Origin of the sequence: Limnomicrobium aquaticum (assembly GCF_040545545.1) — a bacterium.
GTDB classification, from domain to species: domain Bacteria; phylum Pseudomonadota; class Alphaproteobacteria; order Rhizobiales; family Rhizobiaceae; genus Ensifer_A; species Ensifer_A aquaticum.
In genome coordinates, this window is the sequence record NZ_JBEPMB010000003.1 from 291,058 (window position 1) to 316,125 (window position 25,068).

The following is a 25,068-nucleotide window of genomic DNA, read 5'->3' on the forward strand; positions in this document are numbered from 1 at the left end:
CCTTCCCTCGTCTCTTGCAGCATAAAATTCTGCCGCGTGTGTGAAGCAAGGTTAGCATAGACGGATCGCTTGTCCATCAAGCCGCCAAATATGAAACGGCGCATAAGATTTCGATGCGCGCGACGAGACCGGAATTTTCTGCTGTCGCGGCTGTAACTGCGGTTCCGCATGCCCGCAGCAAGCGCCTAGTCTGGGTCTCAGAATTGGAGATTCCGATGCCCGCACCGTTGACCCTCATCGAGACCCCTTCAAACCCGCCGAAAGAGGCCGATGTCGTCGTCATCGGCGGCGGCATCGTTGGTGTCTTTACCGCCTATTTCCTGACTCAGCGCGGCCTGAAGACCGTTCTGCTGGAGAAAGGCCGTATCGGGGCTGAACAGTCGAGCCGGAACTGGGGCTGGTGCCGCCAGCAGAACCGCGACGCGCGCGAACTCCCCATTTCCACCAAGAGCCTCGACCTGTGGGAGCGTTTTGTGGCCGAAACCGGCGAGGATATCGGCTTCCGCCGTTGCGGCCTCCTCTATCTGAGCAACAACGAAGCCGAAATTGAAGGCTGGGCGCGCTGGCGCGACTTCGCAAAGACCGCAGGCGTGACGACGCATATGCTCTCCGCCGCAGAGGCTGCCGAGAAGGGCAAGGCGACGGGCCGCTCCTGGAAAGGCGGCGTGTTTTCGCCGACCGACGGTATTGCCGATCCCTCGAAGGCAGCACCCGCCGTCGCGCGGGCCGTGATGAAACTTGGCGGCACCGTCATCCAGAACTGCGCGGCGCGCGGCGTCGAGACCGAGGGCGGGCGCCTAAGCGCCGTCGTGACCGAACGCGGCACGATCCGCACCAAGATCGCGATCCTCTCGGGCGGTGCCTGGGCCTCGTCGTTCTGCCGGCAGCTCGGCATACGGTTCCCGCAAGCCTCCATCCGGTCCTCCATTGTCGCCGTATCCGGTGCTGAGGGCATTCCGCCGGCGCTACACACGAAGGATATTTCGGTTACGGCGCGCAGCAATGGCGACTATACGCTCTCGATCAGTGGCCGCGCCCGCGTCGATCTCACACCGCAACAGCTGCGGTTCCTGCCGCAATTTCTGCCCATGTTCCTCAAGCGCTGGCAGCTGCTTTCCCCCGGCGGTCTCGAAGGCATGAAAGGCGGGCACGAAACCGTTTCCCGCTGGCGGCTCGACCGGCCGACGCCGATGGAGCACATGCGCATCCTCGATCCGAAACCGGATCAGGGCACGCTCCGCCTCATTCATCAACGCGCGCTGGAACTCCTGCCAGCGCTGAAGAGCACGAAAATCACAGGCACCTGGGCCGGTTATATCGATTCCACGCCGGATGGTGTGCCGGGTATCGGCGAGCTGGAGAGCCTGCCGGGCTTCATTCTCGCCGCCGGCTTTTCCGGCCACGGCTTCGGCATCGGTCCGGGTGCTGGCCATCTCATCGCCGATATCGCAACCGGCGCCGAACCCATTGTCGATCCCAGGCCCTATCACCCCTCCCGCTTCAACGCGTCGGCCTGGGGCAAGGTGGCGGAGTTCTGAGCCCGGCCTTCGCGCCGATCAGAATGGTTTGACGATGCGGAATTCGGAAAGCAGCGCGGTCAGCGCATCCGGGTCCATGGCCTTGTAGAAATGCCAGCCCTGCATGTAATGACAACCGGCAAGCTTCAGCAGTTTCCACTGATGCTCGTTCTCGATGCCCTCGGCCGTGATCTTCAGGCCCACGGCGCGCGCCAGCGCCACGACGGCATGGACGATGGCCGTCGACTTGAGATCACCCAGCCCGTCGACAAAGGACTTGTCGATCTTCAGCTTGTCGACCGGCATCTTGAGAAGATAGGTCAGCGACGAAAAGCCGGTGCCGAAATCATCAAGCGCGATGCGGATCTTGGCAGCCCGCAACGCATTGATATTGAGGTTCGCCGTCTCGAAATCCTCGATATAGGAGCTTTCGACGATCTCAAGCTCGATCTGGGTCGCGGGAACGCCGATCTCCTTCACCATCGCGATGAAGCGCGGCGCGAAATTCGGATCGCGGAATCGGCCGGCCGACAGGTTGATACCGATCGACAGGCCCGGCCAGCGCAGCGCATCGCGGCAGGCACGCTCGGCAATCCACCAGTCCAGCACCTCGACCTGATCGGTCTTTTCGACATAGGCCAGAACATCGGCCGTGTTTGTGAAATCGCCGGTTGGCTGAGCCACGCGTAGCAGGGCCTCTGCCGCCGCCACACCCTGGCCGTCGGCTGTCATCTGCGGCTGGTAGTGCAGCGTCAAATGATCGAGAAACTTATCCTGCAAACCGGAACCCGTGCCTCCTCATTGCGCTGCGGCCGGCGTCCCGTCCGCCGTCAAGCCGCCAACGCCTTCGCCCGCCGCCAGCAGCGCGCGATGCGCGCGCACCATGAAGCGAACCTGATGGGACAGCAGCCGCCAGTTCACCGGCTTGCACATGAAGGCCGTCGCACCGGCCGCATAGGCCGCATCGATGGAGGGAACGTCTTCATTGCCGGTGATGACCATGATCGGCATCCTGTCGAATTCCGGCCGGCTGCGCAGCAGCCCAACGAGTTCGATGCCACTCATGCCCGGCATATCGACGTCAACCAGCAGCGCACCATATTCCTGGGCTTCAAGACGCTCCAGCCCGGCTTCCGCGCAGTCGGCCGTCTCCACGCTCACCGTCGGCGTCGTCATGTAGACGGAGCAGAACTCGCGCTGGATCGGATCATCATCAACCGCCAGAATACTCAGCGTGTCGGTCTCGACATAGTCGAATTTTACGTTTCGCGCGACTGTTGCCATTTCATTCTCGTCTGTCTGGTGCCGGATGCGACACGAGGCTGGCTCCAAACGGCTTCAGATATCAAAAACTATATACCGCTCGAGCTGCTAAGAGTTTGTAAGGAGGCTTGGTTTACATTTCCATAAACGGCACAATTTTGAAGAAACCAAGACGATGGCGCAAAGATCATTTTCGATCAGAACCAAATTAGTACTCCTTGTTATCGGCGCCATTTCCCTTGCCGAAATCTTCGTCATTACCTTCACGGCCTGGCAGGAAGCATCTCGCTACGCGATATCGCGCCCCCAGTCACTCTTTTCGGTTGCGCAAATCATTGCGTCGACGGCAGCCAATGCTGCTGCCACGCACGATGTCCAGGCAGCGCAGAGCGCCATGCGCGGCATGGGCCGCATCGAGGGTCTGGTCTATGTCGGACTGAACCTGCCCGACGGCGAAACACTTGCCGATTTCGGTGCGACGGAACAGCTTGCCAGCGACCTCGTGCTGACCAATCCGGATGAGAAGATCTCGATTGGCGACATTCTCGGCAGCCGTACCATCGAGGTTCAGGTTCCCGTCGTTCAGGCCGGAAAGCAGATCGGGCTGTTGCGCCTCATCGGCGACACGCGCGATCTGCCGGGCCTTGTCTGGGCAGCCGTCGAAACCGCCCTCCTCGGCGGCGGCGCAGCGCTCATCATCGCCATCATCATTGCATTGCGGCTGCAGGGCGCCATCACCCGCCCGCTGACGCGGCTGGCCGGTGCCATGGCACAGATCAAGGTCAAGCACGATTACCGCGTGGTGCTGCCGCGCGAGAGCAATGACGAAGTGGGCCTTCTGGTCGAAGGCTTCAACGGCATGATCGCCGATATTCACGAACGCGACGAACGGCTCGCAAGGCACCGCGAGCGGCTGGAACAGGATGTGGCCGACCGCACCGCCGACTATCAGCGCGCCGCCTCCGAGGCTGTTGCCGCCGACCGCGCCAAGTCGGACTTCCTGGCGACGATGAGCCACGAAATCCGCACACCGATGAACGGCATTCTCGTCATGGCCGAGCTGCTGGCCGGCAGCGACATGCCGGAGCGCTCCCGCAAGCAGGCCGAAGTGATCGCCCGCTCGGGCGCCAGCCTTCTCGCCATCATCAACGATATTCTCGACCTCTCCAAGATCGAGGCCGGCAAGCTTGATGTCGAGCATTTGGAGGTGAGCCCCTTCGAGGCGGTCGATACCGTACTCCGCCTCTTTGCCGACCGTGCGCATACGAAAAAGCTCGATCTCGCAGCGCTCATCGAGTTGCCGCGCAACACGCGCATCGATGCCGACCCAACGCGGCTCGGACAGGTGCTCAGCAACCTCGTCAACAACGCGCTGAAGTTTACGGAAGCCGGCGGCGTGACCATTCATGTCGGTCCGGATGGGGAGGACCGCATCCGCTTCTCCGTCATCGACACCGGCATCGGCATTGCCAAAGACAAGCTCGGCACGATCTTCGAGGCCTTCTCGCAGGCCGACCAGACGACGACGCGCCAGTTTGGCGGCACCGGGCTCGGCCTCACCATCGCCCGCAGGCTGGTCACCGCCATGGGCGGCGAGATCGCAGTGACGAGTACGCTTGGCGAGGGTACGAATTTCCACTTCTCGCTTCCCCTGACAACACCCTCTTCCGAATCCGGCTGGGCCCGCTGGAGCGGCGAACAGGCTTCAGCCCCGCGCGCCGTCGTCTCGGTCGCCGGAAAGCAGACAGAGACTGCGCTGGCGCATTATCTCGAACAGGCGGGATTCGCAGTGGAAACGGTCGGCGCAGAAGCGCTGGAGCAAAGCGCCGTCGGCGCACAACTGGTCTTGGCGGCGTTCGACCGTCTTTCCCAACAGCCAAGGCTGGACCTCGACGGTTCGGGCGCGATCGTGGCCGTCGGCTTTGCCGACGAGCGCGCCGAAACGCTTCTGCCATCGCGACGCGCCGATGGCGTGCTGATCAGGCCCGCATCCGCCTTCGAGCTGGATGAGATCGTCAGCCGGCTCATTGCAGGTCGTCCGCTCAGCGAAGACACGCGCGGCGCCGACCAGCGCGAGACGGCAACGCCGACATTCGCCGGTCTCAAGGTGCTGGTTGCCGACGACGCCGAAGTCAACCGCGAGGTCGCCGATGCAGCCCTTCGCCGTCTCGGGATCGTCGCCGACTTCGTCGAAGACGGACGGCAGGCGGTCGATGCGGTCCTCAAGACCCGCTATGACCTCGTGCTCATGGATGGGTCGATGCCAGAACTCGACGGCTTCGATGCGACGCGCGAAATCCGCGCCGCCGAAGCCGAGGGCAACCGCGAGCGCACGCCGATCGTTGCGCTGACAGCCCATGTCATCGGCACAGCCGCAGACGCGTGGCGCGAGGCGGGCATGGATGGCGTGCTGCACAAGCCTTTCACATTGGCGCGGCTGGCCGACGTGATCGGCACCCATGCAACCGGAACGCATGCCGTTCCGGTTGAAGGCCAGATCGAGACGGAGGCAGCCGAAGGTCAGCTCGATCTTGCTGTCCTCGAAGATCTACTGAAGATGGCCGGCGGCGCGTTTGCCGTCGTGGACCGGATCGTCGGGCTCTATGAGGCGCAGTCGGCAGACCGGATCACCGAATTGCGTGAGGCGGTGACGACGGAAAATGTCGAGCGCCTCGGCCGCGTCGCCCATGCCCTGAAATCGATGAGCTTCAATGTCGGCGCACGCGCCATTGCCGAAACCGCGGCCCGCTTCGAGCGCATTGCGCGCGAAGATCAGTCCCTTGTCGAAATCTCCGAAATCGACCGGCTGGCGGAAGACCGCGAAACGGTCATCCGCGCCATCGGCGACTGGCGCAAGCGCATGTGAGCGCCCGCCGATCCGAAGGCGTTCCGACGCGTTCCTTACCCTGGCAGCTGAAGACGGTGCGGTGCGCTGCAGTGCCAGGCGCAGGCACCGCCCTGCTCGGACAACCCTTGGGGACACTCCAGGCCGGGTGAGACGCATGACCGGCAGGGGCATGCGTCCAAAATGACTTTATGGGACCTCCCGCCTTGCCTCCACTCGACCCTGCCCATATGAACGCGGCGAATCCGCCCGAACGGTCCTTTTACCAACGGGGGCGCTCCGTAGGCTCCGGGATAACCTCCTGAATTGAATGGCCAAGAAAAAGTAACGAAAGCCTAATGGCTTTTTACTTTCGCTCGCGCTGAAAGAGATCAAAAAAATGACCTCCGGCTTGGCGGTCGTCTCAGCCGGCACCGCCTTGATCGCCGATTGCAACGGTAGCGGAACCGCGCTCCAGTCTCCCGTCTAAACCCAGATAAAGCAAGGAGATAGCGTATTTCGCAAAGGCTTTCATCCCGCCGGGTAGAACCTTAGTGCGTGAGGATCGTCGAATCTGCCATGGCTTCGGCCGGAGGCGCGACCGGCGAGGCGTCATAGTTGGCGTTGAGCACGAGGTTCACCCCGCCGTTGACGGAAACCTCTCTGGCGACGATGAGGGTCCACGCCGATTGCAACGCCAGACTGATCTGTGGCAGCGGGCATGGCACAAGCGCAACCTTGGGCAGCACGGATGCCAGCAGCGGATGGCTCTGCGTGAGCCCCTGCAACTTGCAATCGAACGACAGAAGCCCGTCGGTGGGCAGCTGACCGACGACCAGTCGGCCACGGGAGAGGTAGATTGTACCCAGTAGTTGCGGTGCGATGCGGCTGCCGATCTGGTGAAGGCGACCTGCAGGAGCATTGCGGTCCTCAAAGAAGAGAATGCCGGCAAGCGGTCCGGAGACCGGCGCGCTGAGATCGAGCGACGACGTATAGTCGAAATAGAGAACGGAATCCTTCCCCGTCAGATACACGGCGGCGTCGACCATGTTGAGGGAGGCCGCATTGGTCAGCACCAAGGGGCCGTCCTTCATGATATAGGTCCCGTGCATCATCCGCACACGGGTCGGCTTGTCGATGACCAAACCACCGCAATAGACGCCGGGACGCAGCGTCTGCAGGCCAATCTCGACCTTGAAATTGGTGTAATCACACTTGGTTTCGCTTGGTGCCATCCGCGAGGCAAGGGGGTCGGCGGCTACCGGACAGTCCGTTGCCGGAGCGGGATCGAACGCATTTTCCGCTCCGACATAGCCGCCGCTCGTACAAATGACCTTGGACGAAATGGTTCCCAGACCCTCAACAACCAGCCCGTCGCTGGCCTTGGAGTTTGAGTGGGTGTTGCATTTGCTGGCTGTCACCTTGCCATTGGCCACACCGAGATTGACCGACCCTTCGCCCAGCGCGAGCAGGCAGATCACGCTCGAACTGCCGGCACGGGCCACCGCTTTCGAATTGATCCCATAGCCAACCGCCCCGCCAAGCCGGATAAAGCGCAGGACCACCGTAGCCGAGATCGCCACTGTGACCGACCTGTCCTGCTCGTTCACGGTCGCCGTCGGCTCTCCCTGAATACCGGCAGACTCAAGCGCTGATCTGGCGAAGGCAAGCGCGACCTGCTTGACCACGTTCGTGTCGCTATTGCCGAGCCGGTATTGGGACGCACCGGCAAGAGCGGCGCTATCGGCCATATTCTGAACGTTGGAACGTACTTTCATGACATTGGCGATATCCAGAGCACCGCCAGCCGCGAGCATCAGACCGCCAAACAGCAGGGCAAACATCAAAGGCATGCTGGCTTGCCGGCCTCGGAGGAGTGCCCCAAACAAATTGAACAGGAACCTGCGTGTCAAAAGATGTTTCGCCTTATAATTCAAGACGAATATTGTTCCAACACGCGGGACGCGTGGCGTAACTGTATCATCGCCCGATTAGTGGGGTCACAATTGCACGAAGGCGTTATCTAATTCTGAAAATAACCTCGCGATTCAGATGAATAGGCGATTTTTTGCTACAATTCATCAGTTATAAATAACTAAATAAATCTCATGTTGCAAATTTAAGCTTCTCTACTCAAAGGTTTGCAATCGCTGTTAGAATTCATACTCAATCATCTCTTGTACCCTGGCGAATCTGGCCAAATGTCCGCACCAGGCGGACCATTATTGTTCACAAGCGAACCAGCCCGGTAAAACCTGTCACCCGCTCCTGCCCCGCCTCTCGAAGCGCGGGAGCATGGCGGAGAAGTCCTGGCTGCGGCCTCCCTCCTCTTCCACGAATGACGCATAAAGCTCGGTCGCACGCGCACCCATGGGCGTGTCGGCGTCAACACTTCGGGCAGCTTCCTGCGATAGCCGCAGATCCTTCAGCATGAGTTCCGCGGCAAATCCGGGCTTGTAGCCATTGTCGGCTGGAGACTTCGGTCCGACGCCGGGGGCCGGACAATAGGCATTCATCGACCAGGAATAGCCGGATGACGTGGAGACGACATCGAACATCTTGGCCCGGTCGAGGCCCAGCTTGTCGGCAAGCGCGAAAGCCTCGCAGGTCGCGATCATGGTCGCGCCGAGGATCATGTTGTTGCAGATCTTGGCCGCCTGCCCCGCCCCTGCCCCGCCACAATGCACGGCCTTCTGCCCCATGATATCAAGGAGCGGTTTCACCACCGCGAATGCAGCGTCGGAACCGCCGGCCATGAAGGTGAGCGTTCCGGCTGCAGCACCAGTGATCCCGCCGGAAACAGGGGCATCGATTGCCATCATGCCTGCTGCTTCCGCGTCGGCGGCGACGGCGCGGGCGCTTGCCACATCCACTGTCGAGCAATCGAGAAACACCGCTCCCTTGCGCATCACGGGGATGATTTCGCCGGCGACCGCGCGCAAAATAGCTCCGTTCGGCAGCATGGTAATCACCACATCGGCGCCACGGGCGGCATCGCCGGCTGTCGCAGCCTTGTGCACGCCCTCCGGCATCGGGGCAGCGAGATCGAAGCCCAGGACCTCATGTCCCTCCTTCGCCAGATTATGCGCCATCGGCCCGCCCATATTGCCGAGCCCGATAAAGCCGATCTTCATGTTGATTCCTCCCGTTATTGGATGTCGTTTTCGCCCAGGCTGGAGAGCATCATGGCAATATATGGCGCCGGTGCGGCGTCGGCTGCCGGATGTTTCCAGTGCGGCGTGCGGTCCTTGTCGATCAATTGCGCGCGAATGCCCTCAACGAAGTCGCCTAATTCATGGGACCGCCAGGTGAAGCGATATTCCAGCGCCACGGCCTCACGGACGGATGAGAAACCCCGCGCCCGACGCAGAATTTCGAGCGTGGCGGCGAGCGAAATCGGCGAGCTGCGGCGGATGGCGGCAAGCGCCTTTTCGGCCGTCTCGCCCCCCTCCCCTTCCAGCCGTTCAAGGATTTCGCTCAGCGTCTCAGCGGAAAAGACCCGGTCCAGCATGGGCATGAGCCCCGGCAGGGTTGCGCCTTCAACCGGGCGTGCGGCCTCTTCTGCGCGCGTGGCATCGCCCGTCTCGATCAGCCCGCGCTTCAGCGCCGGCCAATCCTCACCCGGTACATAAAGATTGGCAAAACCGGCAAAAATCGCATCCGCCGCGTTCAACCGCTCGCCCGTGAGCCCGACATATTCCCCCACCCGGCCCGGAGCGCGGGCGAGGATCAGCGATCCGCCGACATCCGGAATGAGGCCGATGCCGCATTCGGGCATCGCAACCCTGGAACTCTCCCCGACGATCCGGTGGCTGCCATGGCAGCCAAGACCTACGCCGCCGCCCATGATGAAACCTTGCATGAACGAAACAATCGGCTTGGGGTACTCGGCGATCTTAACATTCAGGCGATATTCGTCGCGCCAGAAGTCACGCGCCGGCTGCAGCGCGCCGGCCTTGGCCTGGTGGTAGATACTTGCAATATCGCCCCCCGCGCAGAAGGCCTTTTCGCCCTCCGCTTCCATGATGACAAGGGCAATGGCGGGATCGTCGCGCCATGCGTCAAAAGCCGCCTCGATGGCAAGGCTCATTGGATGCGACAGCGCATTGAGCGCCTGCGGCCGCGCGAGCGTGACGATACCCGCCCTGCCCTCTGTCCTGGTCTTCACATCATCCATCTGCGGCCGCACCTCCTCCTGCTGCCAGACGCGTTTCGCAACTCAAAATCTTGATTCCATTTACAGAATCCACGCGCAATTCAAGCCGTTCGATTCACCCGTGAGCGCGATCTCCTCCCTATGCGCGGCGACTATAGGAACAGGCAAGCCATCCTCGCAAGTCACCTTTAGGATGATAAGCCTCGCTTAGGGCTTGCCATGCAGCGCTCGATGACGGCACTCTCGGTCGAAAAGACCAGAAGGAAACACGTGTGTCCATGTCCCATTCGGCCGCAGCCGAAATTGCAGCCTCCCCCGCTGCCGCCCGCCCCATAACCTTTCCCATGACAACGCCGCCCGAGAACGGCGCCTGCATGGAGATCGCACCGGGCATCCTCTGGGCGCGGCTGGCCCTGCCCTTCCGGCTGAACCATGTGAACATCTATCTGATCGAAGACGGCGACGGATATGCGGCGGTCGATACCGGGATTGCCGACGACCGAACCAAGGACGCATGGCAGGCGCTGCTTGCGGGCCCGCTCAAGGGCAAGCGCCTGACCCGCCTGATCGTGACGCATCACCACCCCGACCATATCGGTCTTGCCGGGTGGCTCTGTGCCGAGTTTGGAATTCCGCTCCTGACCAGCCAGACGGGCTTTCTCGCCTGCAACAACATCTCGCTGAGCCCTGACGCGCTCGGCTCCGAGGCCTATCGCGCCTTCTACCGCGCCCATGGCATGAGCGATGCGACCGCCGAGACGGTTTCGACACAGGGCAATTTCTATCTCCGCATGGTCACCCCGCTGCCGCTGACGTTTTTTCGGCTCGTCGCCGGCGAGAAGCTGAAGATCGGAAGCCGCACCTTCGACATCCTGTCCGGCGACGGCCACGCTCCGGAACAGATCATGCTCTACGATGCGTCGGCAAAACTTCTGTTCGCTGCCGATCAGGTGCTCGCCCGCATTACGCCCAATGTCAGCGTCTGGGCTGTGGAGCCCGACGGCGACCCGCTCGGCCTCTACACCCGCAGCCTCGGCGCCATTGCTGCCGGCCTGCCGGACGACACGTTTGTGCTGCCAGGCCACGAACTGCCCTTCTACGGGCTTCACACCCGCATCGGCGAAATTCTCGCCCATCACGAGGAACGCTGCGACATCATTCTCTCTGCCGTGCGGGCGCGGCCCATGACGGTGGCTGACCTCGTTCCCGTTCTCTTTCCCCGGCCGCTCGATCCGCACCAGATGAGCTTCGCCTTCTCGGAAACGCACGCGCATGTGAACCTCTTGATTCATCGCGGAAATCTCGTGTTCGTGAGGGACATGGAGGGTGTTCAGAGGGTGTTCAGAGGGTGTTCAGAGGGTGTTCAGAGGGTGTTCAGAGGGTGTTCAGAGGGTGTTCAGAGGGTGTTCAGAGGGTGACGGTCGCGAGGCGTTGACAGCTGTCAACTCGGAAGCCTCCGCCACCACCGTTTGAAAAACGCGGCGCGAGCGGATAAGCAATCGAAATCACTTCTTTCAGGAGCCCGCATATGCCGGACACGATCTTCGTTCTCAATGGCCCGAACCTCAATCTTCTCGGCAAGCGACAGCCACATATCTACGGCCATGAAACGCTGGCCGATGTCGAGGCCGACTGCCGGAAGCTCGCAGGCGAACTCGGCTACGATATCCGCTTTCATCAATCGAATGCCGAGCACCAGATCATCGACTGGATCCACGAGGCACGCGAAAAGGCGGTCGGCATTGTCATCAACCCGGCTGCCTTCACCCATACGTCGGTGGCGATCCTCGATGCCCTGAATACGTTCGAAGGCGCGGTGGTCGAGGTCCACATTTCGAACGTCCACAAGCGCGAAAGCTTCCGCCACCATTCCTATGTCTCGCTGCGCGCCGACGGCGTGATCGCAGGCTGCGGCACGCTCGGCTACCAGCTCGGCCTTCGCAGCGTGGTGGAAAAAGTCGCCGCTGCAAAAGAAAAGGCGGGCCATTAAGCCCGCCTAAAACCGCCGTCGTCACGATCCTTGTCAGGCCTTGAAATTGCGGATTTCCGCCAGGCCGGCTTCCAGCAGCTTCGCTGCGTCTTCCTCCGTTTTCGCCTCGACATAGCAGCGCATTTCCGGCGCATTGCCGGAGGGGCGGAAATGGATGACGCGGCCGTCTTTCAGCGTCACGCGCAGCCCGTCGATATCGCTCGTATGAGCGGCCTCACCAATCGGCTTAAGGAAGCGTGCGAGGTTCCCGGCAGACCCGCGCAAATAGGCCATCAAAGCCGCACTGCGTTCGGTGGCAAAATTCTCCAGACGGTCGGCCGCTGCGACGGGCAGTGCAAAGGTCTTCGACAGGGCCGACAGCGAAACCTTGTCTTCAGCCGCCCGAGAAAGCACGGCCAGAATGGGCAGGAAGCAATCGCGGGTCGGAAGTGCAGCAAACGCTGCGCCGTTCACCTGAAAATCGCTACCCGTCAGCGTGCCGCCATTGGCCTCGAAACCCACAATGGCGGCAGCACCTGCACCGCGCGCCTCTTCCATCCCCGCAATGACGAAGGGCGAGCCGACGCGGGTGCGCACAACGCGATAGTCGCCAGCCGCCTCGATGCCGGAATTGGATGTCACCGGCGTCACCACCGTATCGGCCCCCAGGAAGAGAGCGGTGATGAGCCCGAGAAGGTCGCCGCGCAAAGGAAGGCCCGTTTCGTCCGCCACGAGCGGCCGGTCACCGTCACCGTCGGCCGAAACGATCGCGTCGAGCCCATGCTCGCGCGCCCAGGCCTGCATGAGCCTGATCGACTCCGGCGAAACCGCCTCTGTATCGACCGGGATGAAGGTCTCGGACCGCCCAAGCGGCACGACATCGGCGCCGTAAGAGCCTAGCACATCCACCAGCATGTCGCGGGCAACCGTCGAATGCTGGTAAACCCCGATGCGCAGACCTGTGAGCGAGCCCACCTTCAAAAGGGCCTTGTTGCGGGCGAGGAAGAGGTCGGTCGCCTCAGCGCTCCCGTCCGCACCTTCACCGGGCAAGAACTTCAACGCGCCCCGATCTGCGCGCACAAGTTCCGCAGCCGCCGCAATCGCAGTCTCATCCGACTTGCCGATTTCACCGTCGGGTCGATAGAATTTTATGCCGTTCCTGTCGGCAGGAATATGCGAGCCCGTGATCATCAGCGATGCCGCCTTGAGTTTCAGCCCGTAATGGGCGAGCGCCGGCGTCGGGACCGTGCCGCAGTCGATGGGCTGCAGGCCGGCCTGCTGCAAGGCGCCGATGCAGTTGGCGGCGACTTCGGGGCTGGACTCGCGAAAATCGCGGCCGATCAGCAGCTTGTCACCCGGCTGGGCGAGACCTGAGTTAAACAGATAGAGCGCAAAAGCCTTCGCATAGACAAAGGACGGCTCCCCCTTCAGGTCCTCGGACAGGCCTCTGAGGCCGCTGGTTCCAAATTTCAGGCTCATTCTGCCACCATCCCTCGATTATCTGCGCCGCTTTGTAACATGTGTTCATCAACGGTCAACGAAACAGCAAGGTTCCCCGCCGCCTTTGCGGTTCCATGCTCTTCGCTATTGCCATATGGCAATCGACCTCCTATTTTCTGGCAAAAAGGACGACACATGGTATCTTTGCAGCCACTTGAAACGCTCGCACGCGAATATGTAGCCTCACCGGTCACGGACGAGGAGGGCGAAGCCATGTTCAGGGCGGCTGTCGCGCTGTTCAAGAGCTGGTCGCTGACCGACGAGCAGTCGTCTATCCTGGTCGACATGCCGGTCCGCACCTATCGCCGCTGGAAGGCGGGCGAGATAGGACGGCTCTCGCGGGACGGAAAGGCGCGGCTTTCCAACCTCATGGGCATTCACAAGGCGCTGAGGATGATCTTCCGCGATCCCGAGCGGACGTATGAGTGGATTTCCAAGGGCAATGCCGTCTTCGGCGGCAAGTCAGCGCTCGACATCATGTTGAATGGCGAGCTGACCGACATCATGCGCATTCGCCGCTTTCTCGATTCCGGGCGGGGCGGCTGGTGAAACTTCCCTCCGTCACCCGCGTCGACTGGCCGGAGGCGCGCCGCTTCATCCGCGTGGCGACGTCCTGCATCAACATTTTCGACGATGTTGCGGCCCCTGAAGACTGGACATTGCTGGCCTCGGCCGAACGCAAGACCGATGCACGGCTTTCCGAATCCGTCGGCAATATCGAACTGGTCGCCGAGGCCCATCGAGTCGAGGACGCCACCGGCGTGCTGATGGGGCCTTTCACCCATGTCAGCTACGATCTGCCGAGCCGCTTTTCGACCGGGCGCTATGGCGTGCTCTATGCCGCCAATTCGCTCGAGGCGGCGCTGATGCAGACCATTCACCACCACGAACGCTTCCTGCGCGCAACAGGCGAGGCGGCAGGCTGGGTTTCCTCCTGCCAGGAAATCGTGCTCTCCGTCAGCGCCGACCTCCATGATATCCGCGATCCGGAATTTTCCGCCTGGCTGCACGCGGAAAACTATGCCGGCGCGCAAGGGGTCGCCGAACCGCTCCACGCCTCGGGCGCGCATGGCATCGTCTATCCAAGCACGCGCTGGCCGGGCGGCGAATGCGTGGCGCTCTTCTATCCCGATCTCGCCTCCAATCCCGTTCATGGCCGCATCTACGACCTTCACTGGAATGGCACGGCAATCGACCATATCCGCGAGCGGGAGACGGACACCGTCTTCAGGATCGAACGCGGATGACGCGCCGGGGCTGTTGACAGCTGTCAACAGCAGCTCGGCAATAGCCTTGAGCACGGTCCGCACCGGCAAAAATACGAGTCACAACAAAGGGAAGCGGCCGGCAATTAACGCTTGACGCGACTCGCCTTTCGTCTCACTTTTACGCCAAGTTGGAATTTATCCGTGCAGAAGCGTAACTGACGAATGGCGATGTAAGAGGGAATGCTCCTTCATACCGCCTTGACGAAGCGTCAGAGAGCTTGCGCGAAACAAGGCAGAAGACGCGTGACAACCATCACAACCGCAGCAAGCCGGACGCTACCGCCCGCCGATATCACGATCGCAGCGGACGCCTCGGCGCTGTCGGACCAGTTGAAGGCCATGCGCGAGCGGCTGTTTCCGCCGGCAGCGCAAAAGGTCCTGCGCGGCTTCACCTCCGGCGAGGCCGCCAGGATGATCGGCGTGTCGGACGGGTATCTCAGGCAATTGTCGCTGGCAGGCGAGGGGCCGCAACCCTCGACCGGCGTTGCCGGCCGCCGCTTCTATTCGCTTGCCGACATCCATGCGCTGCGCCAGCATCTGGCCGAACAGGCGCTGGCCAAGGGAAATGCGCAGAAGGCGCGCAGCTACCTGAAATGGCGCGACGCAGAGCGCGGCGAACATTTGCAGGTGATCTCCGTCACCAACTTCAAGGGCGGCTCCGGCAAGACGACATCGGCCGTGCATCTGGCGCAATATCTGGCCATGAGCGGCCATCGGGTCCTTGCCATCGATCTCGATCCGCAAGCCTCACTCTCGGCGCTTTTCGGCTACCAGCCGGAACTGGACCTCACCGGCAACGATACGCTCTACGGCGCCATCCGGTATGACGCCGAGCGGCGCCCAATGAGAGAGGTCATTCGCAAGACCTATTTCGCCGGGCTCGATCTTGTGCCGGGTAATCTCGAGCTGCAGGAGTTCGAGCATGTCACGCCGCAGGTGTTGGCAAACCGCAAAGCCGGCGAACATTCTGAAGCCCTGTTCTTCGCCCGCGTGCAGGAAGCACTCCAGACAGTCGCCGACGACTACGATGTCGTCGTGCTCGATTGCCCGCCGCAGCTTGGCTATCTGACGCTCTCGGCGCTCTGCGCCTCGACCTCGGTTATCGTCACCGTGCATCCGCAGATGCTCGACGTCGCCTCGATGAGCCAGTTCCTTTTCATGACCTCCGACCTTCTGTCGGTCGTCCGGGAAGCCGGGGGCGCGCTGAATTTCGATTTCCTGCGCTATCTCGTCACCCGCTACGAACCGAATGACGGTCCGCAAACGCAGATCGCGGGCTTCATGCGCTCGCTTTTCGGCGACCGTGTGCTGACAGCACCCATGGTCAAGTCGACTGCCATTTCGGATGCGGGCCTGACGAAGCAGACACTTTACGAAGTGGGCCGCGAGAATTTCACCCGCGCGACCTATGACCGGGCGCTGGAAAGCCTGAATGCGGTGAATGTCGAGATTGAACAATTGATCCATGCGGCCTGGGGCCGCGTCTGACGAGTTGAAGTGAAGTGAAGACCCCTATGAGCGGCAAGCGGCGCGACGAATTGAAGGCATTGTTCACCGGGCGACCAGGCGGGCCTGTCGCGCCTGAAATCAAGTCTGCAGAACAGGCTCCATCAGAACCCGCCGTCGCGCCATCTCGCGCCCCCGAGCCGCAGCGCGCAGCTTCCGGTGCCGTGCGCGCCATGGGACTTTCGCTGGGCTCGCTCGCCCGTGAGGCGGAAGAGGCGCGCAACCTGCGCCAGGCCTTCGAAGAGGGCGAGCGCATTGTCGAACTTGATTGCACGCTGGTCGAATCCTCCTTCGTCGAAGACCGTTTTGCACGCGGCGAAACCGATGGCGAGTTCATGGGGCTGGTCGACAGCATCCGCGAGAGCGGCCAGCAGGTGCCGATCCTGGTGCGCCCGCATCCCGACAAGCCCGGTCAGTTCCAGACAGCCTATGGCCACCGCCGGCTTGCCGCAGTGCGAAGCCTCAATCGGAAAGTGAAGGCGATCGTTCGCCCGCTAACGGATGACGAACTGGTACTGGCGCAGGGCAAGGAAAATGCCGAGCGTCGCGACCTCAGCTTCATCGAGCGCGCCTTTTTCGCACAGGCGCTCGTCCAGCGCGGTTTTGTCCGCAAGGTGGTGGAAGATGCGCTCGGCGTGCAGAAGAGCGAGGTTTCCCGCCTGCTGCAGGTCGCCGACAGCATTCCGCTCCACATTGCCCGCGATATCGGGCCGGCGCCGAAGGTCGGACGCGAACGCTGGATGGCGCTCGGCGCAATCTTCTCGTCGCGTCCGGCGGCAGAAGAAATCGCAAGCGACGAAGCAGGTTCCCAACGTTTCCGCGCCGCCGAAACAAACAGGCGGTTCCAGATGCTGTTCGACCGGCTCTCGCGCAAGCAGAAGCCTAAACCCGACCGGGGCGAACCACTGTCCGGCCGCGACGGAAAGGCCTTTGGCAAGGTTTATGCAGGCGGCGGCAAGCCGCGCATCGAGTTTACGGCGCCCGTTCCCGAGGCGTTTTTAGCCACCGTCACGACGCTGATCGAGGAGGCGTGGAACGCCCATCAGCAGAAGGCGAAATAGAGATCATGGCTGGGGAAGGGGATTAAACCCGATCCTGGCCCACTGAAACGAGCAACAGGAGCAAAGCGAGCAAGAAAAAAGGCCCCCGAAACGTCACCATCCCGGAAGCCCTCTTCTATCTAGCAGTTCAAGAGAATCACTTCCATCGGGCAAAGTCAAGAGTCTGCGCAGAGCTTTTTTGCGCCGAGATGATGAAATGTGCCTGTTTTCAAAGAGTTATGCGTAAGCGTTTCGTGCATCAAAAATGCGCGGTGTTTGTGTATGCCCGAATGAATGTGCCGTGAGGGCGCCGTCTTGCCTCTGAAAAGGAAGAGGGCGACCATGAATGAGGAAATTGCAACGACGCCATTCGGCGGCGGCTGTGTTGATGCGCGCCAAATTCTGCGGCGTAAACAGGTACTTAAGGAACAGACCGAGCGAGCGGCACACGGCGCGCGGGCAGCCGACGGGCGGATCGACAAGTGGCGGGTCCTGCGCGACCTGACGGAAGCGAAAACCGTCTACGATCTCTCCGACCGCGCAATTGCGGTCTTGGAGGCCTTGCTGAGCTTCCACCCCGAGCGTCAGCTTGACGGGTCGAAACCGCTGATCGTCTTTCCGTCCAATCAGCAATTGTCGCTGCGCACGCGCGGCATGTCGCCCGCCACGATCCGCCGGCATCTTGCGGCCCTCGTGGCCGCCGGTCTCATTTTCCGGCGCGACAGTCCGAACGGCAAACGCTATTGCCGGCGCGATCAGCACGGCGCACCACAGGACATGTTCGGCTTCGATCTCGCCCCGTTGGCTCTGGCAGCGGAGACGATCGCCAGAGGGGCCGAAACGGTCCGTGCCGAGGCGAGAGCCCGGCAGGCCTTGCGCGCCGAGGTGACGCTCCATCTGCGCGACATTGCCAAGCTCCTGCAGGCCGCCATCAACGAGGGCAGGGCAGGGGGCTGGGACGGCTATGAGGCGCGGCTTCAGGCCCTTTCAGGCCGGGTTGCCCGCAATGCCTCGTTTGCAGCGCTGAGGGAGCGGAAAAATGCGCTTCTCAAGCTCAGGGCGGAAGTCGAGACAGCCTATCTCGACGCCGTCTCGTCTTCCCTTCCGGATGAGGAAATGAGCACCTGTGTGCACCAATTTGAGCACCACATACAGAACCCTGAATCAGATCAGATTCATGAATCGGCTTGTGACGACGTTGAAGGGGACTATCCGGCTAACAATCATGTAAGCCAGGACGCACAGGATGAAACGGACACCCCGCCGTCGAAGCGGTCGAACCATCAAGATCTGTCACTTCCCCGGATTCTGAAGGCCTGCCCGCAGATCGCCGACTACAGCCGCAACGGCATCAGAAACTGGGCTGACTTCATGGGCGCAATTGCGCTGGTGCGAGCGATGCTGCGGATCTCCCCGGCATGCTGGAACACGGCCTGCGCGGCCATGGGGGAAGGGCAGGCGGCCTTTGCGGTTGCAGCCATCCTGGAGCGGGCGGAGCATATCCGTTCGCCGGGAAGCTATCTCAGGGCACTTGCACAAAAAGCCGGGGCCGGCAGATCAGTCGGTCTTGCGATGATGCAGGCGCTGGAGCGTCAGGGTGACAGACAGCATGGGCACTCGACAGGCTCGACCCACCGCGTCGTTTGACAGCGATACCGAAACTTGGCAGCTTGCGGCACACAATGGGCGGAGACTGATGGCGAGACGATCCGAGAGCAATTCGCGGCTGGATGATGCGGCACGCGCCGGCTGGCTCTACTATGTCGCGGGCCGAACGCAGGACGAAATCGCCGTGATTATGGGCATTTCGCGCCAGAGCGCGCAGCGGCTGATCTCGCTTTCTGTGGCGGAAAAGCTGATCAAGGTCCGCCTCGACCATCCGATTGCCGCCTGCATGGAACTGGCGCGTGAACTGACGGAGCGCTTTGGCCTGAAGCGGGTTGAAATCGTACCCACCGATCCCGGTGCCGACGGACTGCCGGTGGGGGTCGCCGAGGCGGGAGCCGCAGAACTGGAGCGCTGGCTGAAACAGCCGGAGCCGCAAATCATCGCGATGGGAACGGGGCGTACGCTGCGCGCCGTCATCGATCAGCTGCCGCCCATGGAATGCCCGCAGCACAAGATCGTGTCGCTGACCGGCAATATCAGTCCGGACGGTTCGGCCGCCTATTTCAACGTCATCTTCTCCATGGCGGATGCGGTGAAGGCGCCGCATTTCCCCATGCCGCTTCCGGTTATTGTGTCGTCGCTGGAGGAACGCGACCTCATGCATCGCCAGCCGCTGATGGAAACCGCGATCGGCCTTGCCGAAAGATCGAACGTCACCTTCATCGGCATCGGTGAAATGGCGCTCAAGGCGCCGCTGGTGCTGGATGGCTTCTTAAGGCCCGACGAGATGGATGACATCCTGAAGGCGGGTGCGGCGGGGGAAATCTGCGGCTGGATTTTCGGCGCGGACGGCAGGCTGCTCGATCATCCCGTCAACCGGCGGGTTGCGAGCCTTCCGATCCCGAGCCGCGAGAGCTCCACCGTGATCGGTCTGGCCCGTGGCGTGCGCAAGCATGCAGCCATCAAGGCGGCGGTGCTCGGTGGTCACATCAACGGGCTGATCACCGACGAAGCCGCCGCAAAGATGTTGCTCACTTCGGCGCAAGTTTGAGCGCTGTAGCAATTTTCGCTTTCAGCGTGTCCATCAGCAACTGCCATCGCGGTGTTTCGTCGGTTGTTTTCCAGGCCCGGTCGGCGGCATGGAATCCCAGCGCCCGATAGGCCTCGAACTGTTCCTCGGTAAAGAACTGATCGCTTGTCGGCTCGTGGGGAAAGGCCGGATAGCGCTGTTCATAGTCGAGAACATAGCCTTTTTCGTCGCCCGTGACGGAAGATTTGATGTAAAGGAGGATGCCGGTCTTTTCCTCCTGCGGGTCTTTCTCGTCCTTGCTCTCGGGATAATGGATTTCGCCAATGGCGGCGTGGTTCCAGATATCCGAGCTTGCCGACAGATCGCCCGCCTCAAGCGCCTTCTTGCGTTTGAGGATGCTGTCGCGAAGGTCTGCGAAGGGCAGGTCGAAACGCACGCCGAGATCGATGCGCGCGAACCTTTCCACCGCGATCAGGGAGGAAAAGGTCATGGCCGGATCGGCTTCCGCGTCTGCCACGATGATGACATCGCAGCGACGCTTCAGGAGCTGATACAGGCCCAGATTGTCGATATGGCCGCCGTCGGACAGCAACACCTTGGACAGGTCTTCGTTGAGAAGGCCGAACATTTCCCGGAAGATGTAGCTCAGCCGCCAGTCGTCTATGCCCGCCTTTCTGGCTGACGCTTCATCCGCCAGATATTTCGGATTGCGCGCCCAATATCCGAGCCTGATATTGAGCAGCGCGAGTGTCGGCGCAAGAAGCGGCACGCCGATGCGTCCCATTTCGGGTCCCACGGCCGCACCCGAGATCGCCGCCGCCGCCGCCAGGTCGATATGCGGTTCTGCATTCTCGAATTTCTTGACCTCGGCATAGCCGGTCGCGTCGCTGCCGACATGATCCGGCGTCACAACGAAGAAATCGGCGTCTCTGCCCCTGTGGTTCTTGTGCTTCGATCCCTGCAGGTTCACCGCCATGTTGATGATCGGATAGGGCCTTCGCTTGCCACCGGACGGAAAGGGATCATTGAGGCGCGACAGCAGGAACGAGCGGCCTCCTTCCGCCCCCATTGCGAATGCCCGGTTGAGGCGGTCGCGATAGAGCTGATGAAGCGAATTGGCGTTCTCGGAGAAGAGCGCCGCGATGATCGTCAGACATACCGCACCGAAAAGATAGATTCCTCCGCCGAGACGAGACTGGAACATCGCAAGCGGTAAAAATTGATAGAAAAGATAGCTGCAGACCGCGCCTGTCGCGAGGATGGCAGCCGTCCAGAAAAATGGACCGATGGGCCGCGCCTCGTTCCCGTTCCTCGGAGGAAACTGTGTGATGGGGCCGTGCTTGATCTGCCATACGGCAATCGCGAGCAGCAGCGTGGTGGCGACAACAACAGACAGCCAGACAAGGGTGCCTTCACCGGCGAAGTCCTTGATCGACGCCGATGTCATGACGAGGTTGCCGTCTTTATCGGCAGCACCCGCCAGAACAAGCCAGATGTAGAGCACGTAGATGAGAGCGGGCAGGGCGGCGGCCAGCAGGAAGAGGACCGCCTTGGCGGTGAGGGCTTTCATCAGCGGCCCAAGCCCGAAGCTCTTGGAGGCGGTCTGTATCGCACCCATCAACCAGCGCCAGCTGATGGCCAGCAGGCCGGTGCCTGCGGACAGTCCGGTCACGATGCCTGAAATACTCCGCCAGACACTTTGCTGGTCGTTGGACTGCGTGAAATGCTGGGAAACCCAGTGAATGATGGGCGGCTGCAATTCCCAGAAGAAAACGACGATCAGGCCGAGAAGCGCCCAGCCCGCGTATTTTGCGGGTCGCGATTCGGGGTCCGAGAGATCGGCGTTGCGTTGTTCCCTGAACGATCGCCCGATCGCCCAGAAGAGCAGGTAGAGGCCGAAGACGATGGCCAGCAACTTGGACACCCAGAACGCGCTTCCGATATGGTTTGCCAGCCAGCCCGGCTCGGGGATGAGGTTTCCCGTTGCCGAGTCGGAGGTCAGGTGTGGGTTCAGAAAGAGGGTGATGGCAGCGGCGAGGAGGGGGACGGCCCCGATGAAGACCGCATTGACCATCAGGCCGCGCAGGATGATCGCGAAGGATATGAAGAGGTCGAATTTGCCTTCCGGCATGAGATAGCGGCTGCGATCGCGGATTTCCTTGACCGCACGGCTATCGGCAATGTCGTTGTCGGGCTGGTTGCTTCCGCCGATCTCCGTCGAGAAGGGAAACTTGCCGTCTTCCCGTTCCATGCCGGCAATGAGGGCGGCTCCCGTGTAGCCGCCGCCGGAGACCGTGGAGAGATAGTCGATGGCCTCGAAGGGCCCGTTTGCCTTGAGCGACTGCAGGACACCAAGGCAGAAGGCTGCCGAACGGATGCCGCCCCCCGAAAGGGCAAGACCGATTGTTGGTCTTTCGACAGTTTCGGCTTCATGCGGTGCAGGTTCTGCTTTCGACGCCCGGACAGGCGCGGGCGAAATGCCGGCGGTCGCATGTTCGAGCTTCAGGGCCTGCCCGAAATCCAGCGCCGTTGACCTGCCGCTGACAGCCGCATCGCTGTGCACAGCCTTGCCGTCTCTTATCTCTGCCATGACCGCCCCCTTCGACCGCACTCGTCTCGCCGGTCCCCCCGGCGAGACATGTTCGCCCATATTCTACGCTAAGGCGAATTGTTGGCAAGAAGGCAAACCAAGGCGGGAGATTGCCGAACTCTCCCGGTCGAGGAGAAAATTACCTCACGCCAGAATTCGGCGATTTTAAACAATTGGATAGGGCTTTTATTCGCACTGCAGCAACGATTTCCCATTGACAAAATCCGCCCTGGACTGATCATTTGCCCATGAGCATAGCAATTGCTCACTATCGCTTCTGGGAGGAAACAATGAGATTTCAGACATGGCTGCTGGGCGCCGCTTCGGTGCTCGCAATGGCCGGTATCGCCAATGCCGAAACGACCCTGACGATCGCCACTGTCAACAACGGCGACATGGTCCGCATGCAGAAGCTGACCGACGACTTCACCAAGGCCAATCCGGACATCAAGCTGAACTGGGTGACGCTCGAAGAAAACGTGCTGCGCCAGAAGGTGACGACGGACATCGCCACCAAGGGCGGTCAGTATGACGTGCTGACCATCGGCACCTATGAAGTTCCGATCTGGGCCAAGAACGGCTGGCTCGTCGCACTCGACAAGCTCGGCGCCGACTACGATGTCGACGATCTTCTGCCGGCGATCCGCAACGGCATCAGCGCCGATGGCAAGCTCTATGCCGCGCCCTTCTATGGCGAAAGCTCGATGGTCATGTACCGCAAGGACCTGATGGAGAAGGCCGGGCTGAAAATGCCTGACGCACCCACCTGGGACTTCATTGCGGACGCGGCCCGCAAGATGACCGACCGCAAGGAAGGCATCAACGGCGTGTGCCTGCGCGGCAAGGCCGGCTGGGGCGAGAACATGGCCTTCCTGACGGCGACCGCCAACTCCTTCGGTGCACGCTGGTTCGACGAAAAGTGGACCCCGCAATTCGACCAGCCGGAATGGAAGAAGACGCTGGAATTCTACGTCAAGCTGATGAAGGACGCCGGCCCCGATGGCGCATCGTCCAACGGCTTCAACGAGAACCTCGCGCTCTTCCAGCAGGGCAAGTGCGGCATGTGGATCGACGCGACCGTCGCAGCCTCCTTCGTTTCCGATCCGAAGGCTTCGAAGGTTGCCGACAAGGTCGGCTATGCGCTCGCCCCCGACAACGGCCTTGGCAAGCGTGCCAACTGGCTCTGGGCCTGGAACCTTGCGATCCCCGCCGGCTCCAAGAAGATCGACGCAGCCGAGAAGTTCGTTTCCTGGGCCACCAGCAAGCATTACACCGAGCTGGTCGCTTCCAAGGAAGGCTGGGCAAACGTTCCTCCGGGCACGCGCAAGTCGCTTTATGCCAATGCCGACTATCAGAAGGCCGCACCCTTCGCCAAGATGACGCTGGACTCGATCAATGCCGCAGACCCGACGAAGCCGACGGTCAAGCCGGTTCCTTATGTCGGCGTCCAGTTCGTCGCCATCCCTGAATTCCAGGGCATCGGCACGGCGGTGGGCCAGCAGTTCTCCGCAGCCCTTGCCGGCAAGGAAACGGTCGATGCAGCGCTGAAGGCTGCCCAGACCGCAACCGAGCGCGAAATGAAAAAGGGCGGCTATATCAAGTAAGGCTTCCTCCTGACGAAATGGGCCGCCGCTCTTGAAGGAGCGGCGGTCTGGGCAAAGGGGGCGATGATGGGGAATTGAATGCAGCACTTTGTGCTGCCCTCCTCATCTGCCTGCCGGCATCTTCTCCCCGATGGGGAGAAGGGGGCAAGCCGCAGCCCCCGGACACCCTCGCCCCTTTGGGGAGAGGGTCGCCGAGCGAAGCGGAGGCGGGGTGAGGGGTGCCCCACCCGAAAACCTCGCGAATATTCAAGGAAAACCCAGGACGCCCGGACCGACCTTTGCGCCGGAACCGTACGCCATAACTCGGAGAGGAAGAGAGCCATGGCAACGATGCAGATGCGCACGACCGCGCGGGCGATGATGGCCCCGGCCGTCATCCTGCTGCTGGTCTGGATGGCCGTGCCGCTGGCGGCAACCCTCTATTATTCCTTCCAGAACTACACGCTGCTCAATCCGGTCGTCTCCTTTGCCGGGCTCGACAATTACTATTACTTCATTACCGACCCGAACTTCGGCGCAGCCGTGCTCAACACGATCTATCTCGTTGGTGGCGTGCTGCTGATCACGGTTATCGGCGGCCTGTTTCTGGCGCTGCTGATAGATCAGCCGATCTTCGGGCAGGGGATCGTGCGCATTCTGGTGATCTCGCCCTTCTTCGTCATGCCGACGGTGGCGGCGCTCGTCTGGAAGAACATGCTGATGAACCCGATCTACGGGATTTTCGCCTGGCTCTTCTCGCTGGTCGGCCTGCCGCCGGTCGATTTCCTGGCGCAGATTCCGCTGCTCTCGATCATCCTGATCGTCGCCTGGCAATGGTTGCCCTTCGCGACGCTGATCCTGTTGACGGCCCTGCAATCGCTGGACGGCGAACAGATGGAAGCCGCCGAAATGGACGGCGCGGGCGTCGTCAGCCGCTTCATCTATCTGGTGCTGCCGCATCTTTCGCGGGCCATCACCGTCGTGATCCTCATCGAGACGATCTTCCTGCTGGGCGTCTTTGCCGAGATCCTCGTCACCACCAATGGCGGCCCGGGCACGGCGAGCACGAACCTGCCCTTCCTCGTCTACACGCAGGCGCTTTTGAACTTCGATGTCGGCAGCGCATCCGCCGGCGGGATCATCGCGGTCGTCGTCGCCAATATCGTCGCATTCTTCCTGATGCGCATCATCGGCAAGAACCTGGAGGCTTGAAC

The 25,068-nt window shown here is 61.5% G+C and carries 19 protein-coding genes; 12 read left to right on the forward strand and 7 right to left on the reverse strand.

Features of this window, described 5'->3' with window-relative positions:
- The first annotated feature begins 215 nt into the window (after positions 1–215).
- Complete coding sequence (locus tag ABID16_RS13010) at positions 216–1,538, forward strand: NAD(P)/FAD-dependent oxidoreductase (RefSeq protein ID WP_354556775.1); 1,323 nt, start codon at positions 216–218, stop codon at positions 1,536–1,538.
- 18 nt (positions 1,539–1,556) lie between these two features.
- Here ABID16_RS13010 and ABID16_RS13015 read toward each other — a convergent pair whose 3' ends face one another.
- Together ABID16_RS13015 and ABID16_RS13020 are read right to left on the reverse strand one after the other, a co-directional pair.
- Positions 1,557–2,297: an EAL domain-containing protein gene (locus ABID16_RS13015; RefSeq protein ID WP_354556776.1), complete on the reverse strand. Its 741-nt coding sequence runs from the start codon at positions 2,295–2,297 to the stop codon at positions 1,557–1,559.
- Positions 2,298–2,315: 18 nt separating this feature from the next.
- Positions 2,316–2,801 carry a response regulator gene (locus ABID16_RS13020; protein WP_354556777.1) on the reverse strand — a complete coding sequence of 162 codons (486 nt, stop codon included), beginning with the start codon at positions 2,799–2,801 and terminating at the stop codon, positions 2,316–2,318.
- A 154-nt stretch (positions 2,802–2,955) separates the two neighbouring features.
- Between ABID16_RS13020 and ABID16_RS13025 the strand changes: the two genes are divergently transcribed.
- Complete coding sequence (locus ABID16_RS13025) at positions 2,956–5,646, forward strand: ATP-binding protein (RefSeq protein WP_354556778.1); 2,691 nt, start codon at positions 2,956–2,958, stop codon at positions 5,644–5,646.
- Positions 5,647–6,155: 509 nt separating this feature from the next.
- On the opposite strand, the gene ABID16_RS13030 is transcribed toward ABID16_RS13025, so the two are convergent.
- The 3 genes from ABID16_RS13030 to ABID16_RS13040 all read right to left on the reverse strand — a co-directional run bounded on the left by ABID16_RS13030 (position 6,156) and on the right by ABID16_RS13040 (position 9,781).
- Positions 6,156–7,457 (reverse strand): pilus assembly protein TadG-related protein, encoded by a 1,302-nt coding sequence (locus ABID16_RS13030; RefSeq protein WP_354556779.1) that lies wholly within the window; start codon positions 7,455–7,457, stop codon positions 6,156–6,158.
- Positions 7,458–7,862: 405 nt separating this feature from the next.
- The gene (gene mmsB, locus ABID16_RS13035; RefSeq protein WP_354556780.1) at positions 7,863–8,738 is read right to left on the reverse strand and encodes a 3-hydroxyisobutyrate dehydrogenase; all 876 of its coding nucleotides are present in this window, start codon (positions 8,736–8,738) and stop codon (positions 7,863–7,865) included.
- Positions 8,739–8,752: 14 nt separating this feature from the next.
- Positions 8,753–9,781: an enoyl-CoA hydratase/isomerase family protein gene (locus ABID16_RS13040; RefSeq protein ID WP_354556781.1), complete on the reverse strand. Its 1,029-nt coding sequence runs from the start codon at positions 9,779–9,781 to the stop codon at positions 8,753–8,755.
- 257 nt (positions 9,782–10,038) lie between these two features.
- Between ABID16_RS13040 and ABID16_RS13045 the strand changes: the two genes are divergently transcribed.
- Together ABID16_RS13045 and aroQ are read left to right on the forward strand one after the other, a co-directional pair.
- Positions 10,039–11,178 (forward strand): MBL fold metallo-hydrolase, encoded by a 1,140-nt coding sequence (locus ABID16_RS13045; protein WP_354556886.1) that lies wholly within the window; start codon positions 10,039–10,041, stop codon positions 11,176–11,178.
- Positions 11,179–11,288: 110 nt separating this feature from the next.
- A complete protein-coding gene (aroQ, locus tag ABID16_RS13050; protein WP_354556782.1) occupies positions 11,289–11,750 on the forward strand; it encodes a type II 3-dehydroquinate dehydratase in 462 nt (153 codons plus the stop codon).
- A gap of 33 nt (positions 11,751–11,783) precedes the next feature.
- Here aroQ and ABID16_RS13055 read toward each other — a convergent pair whose 3' ends face one another.
- Positions 11,784–13,208: a phosphomannomutase gene (locus ABID16_RS13055; RefSeq protein ID WP_354556783.1), complete on the reverse strand. Its 1,425-nt coding sequence runs from the start codon at positions 13,206–13,208 to the stop codon at positions 11,784–11,786.
- Between the two features lie 156 nt (positions 13,209–13,364).
- Between ABID16_RS13055 and ABID16_RS13060 the strand changes: the two genes are divergently transcribed.
- The 6 genes from ABID16_RS13060 (at position 13,365) to ABID16_RS13085 (ending at position 19,702) form a co-directional block, all read left to right on the forward strand.
- On the forward strand, positions 13,365–13,778 hold the full coding sequence (locus ABID16_RS13060) for an MbcA/ParS/Xre antitoxin family protein (RefSeq protein WP_354556784.1): 414 nt from the start codon (positions 13,365–13,367) through the stop codon (positions 13,776–13,778).
- Positions 13,775–14,476, forward strand: a complete 702-nt coding sequence (locus ABID16_RS13065; protein WP_354556785.1) for an RES family NAD+ phosphorylase — start codon at positions 13,775–13,777, stop codon at positions 14,474–14,476. Before ABID16_RS13060 ends, ABID16_RS13065 begins: the two co-directional genes overlap by 4 nt.
- Positions 14,477–14,740: 264 nt before the next feature.
- Positions 14,741–15,985 (forward strand): plasmid partitioning protein RepA, encoded by a 1,245-nt coding sequence (repA, locus tag ABID16_RS13070; protein WP_354556786.1) that lies wholly within the window; start codon positions 14,741–14,743, stop codon positions 15,983–15,985.
- Between the two features lie 26 nt (positions 15,986–16,011).
- Positions 16,012–17,064, forward strand: a complete 1,053-nt coding sequence (gene repB, locus ABID16_RS13075; protein ID WP_354556787.1) for a plasmid partitioning protein RepB — start codon at positions 16,012–16,014, stop codon at positions 17,062–17,064.
- A 321-nt stretch (positions 17,065–17,385) separates the two neighbouring features.
- Positions 17,386–18,690 carry a plasmid replication protein RepC gene (gene repC, locus ABID16_RS13080; RefSeq protein WP_354556788.1) on the forward strand — a complete coding sequence of 435 codons (1,305 nt, stop codon included), beginning with the start codon at positions 17,386–17,388 and terminating at the stop codon, positions 18,688–18,690.
- 49 nt (positions 18,691–18,739) lie between these two features.
- Positions 18,740–19,702 (forward strand): sugar-binding transcriptional regulator, encoded by a 963-nt coding sequence (locus ABID16_RS13085; RefSeq protein ID WP_354556789.1) that lies wholly within the window; start codon positions 18,740–18,742, stop codon positions 19,700–19,702.
- Here the strand turns inward: ABID16_RS13085 and ABID16_RS13090 are convergent.
- Positions 19,683–22,271 carry a patatin-like phospholipase family protein gene (locus ABID16_RS13090; RefSeq protein ID WP_354556790.1) on the reverse strand — a complete coding sequence of 863 codons (2,589 nt, stop codon included), beginning with the start codon at positions 22,269–22,271 and terminating at the stop codon, positions 19,683–19,685. The genes ABID16_RS13085 and ABID16_RS13090 overlap by 20 nt on opposite strands.
- A 290-nt stretch (positions 22,272–22,561) precedes the next feature.
- On the opposite strand from ABID16_RS13090, the gene ABID16_RS13095 reads away from it, so the two are divergent.
- Together ABID16_RS13095 and ABID16_RS13100 are read left to right on the forward strand one after the other, a co-directional pair.
- Positions 22,562–23,875: an ABC transporter substrate-binding protein gene (locus ABID16_RS13095; RefSeq protein ID WP_354556791.1), complete on the forward strand. Its 1,314-nt coding sequence runs from the start codon at positions 22,562–22,564 to the stop codon at positions 23,873–23,875.
- A 321-nt stretch (positions 23,876–24,196) separates the two neighbouring features.
- On the forward strand, positions 24,197–25,066 hold the full coding sequence (locus tag ABID16_RS13100; protein ID WP_354556792.1) for a carbohydrate ABC transporter permease: 870 nt from the start codon (positions 24,197–24,199) through the stop codon (positions 25,064–25,066).
- Positions 25,067–25,068: the final 2 nt, after the last annotated feature.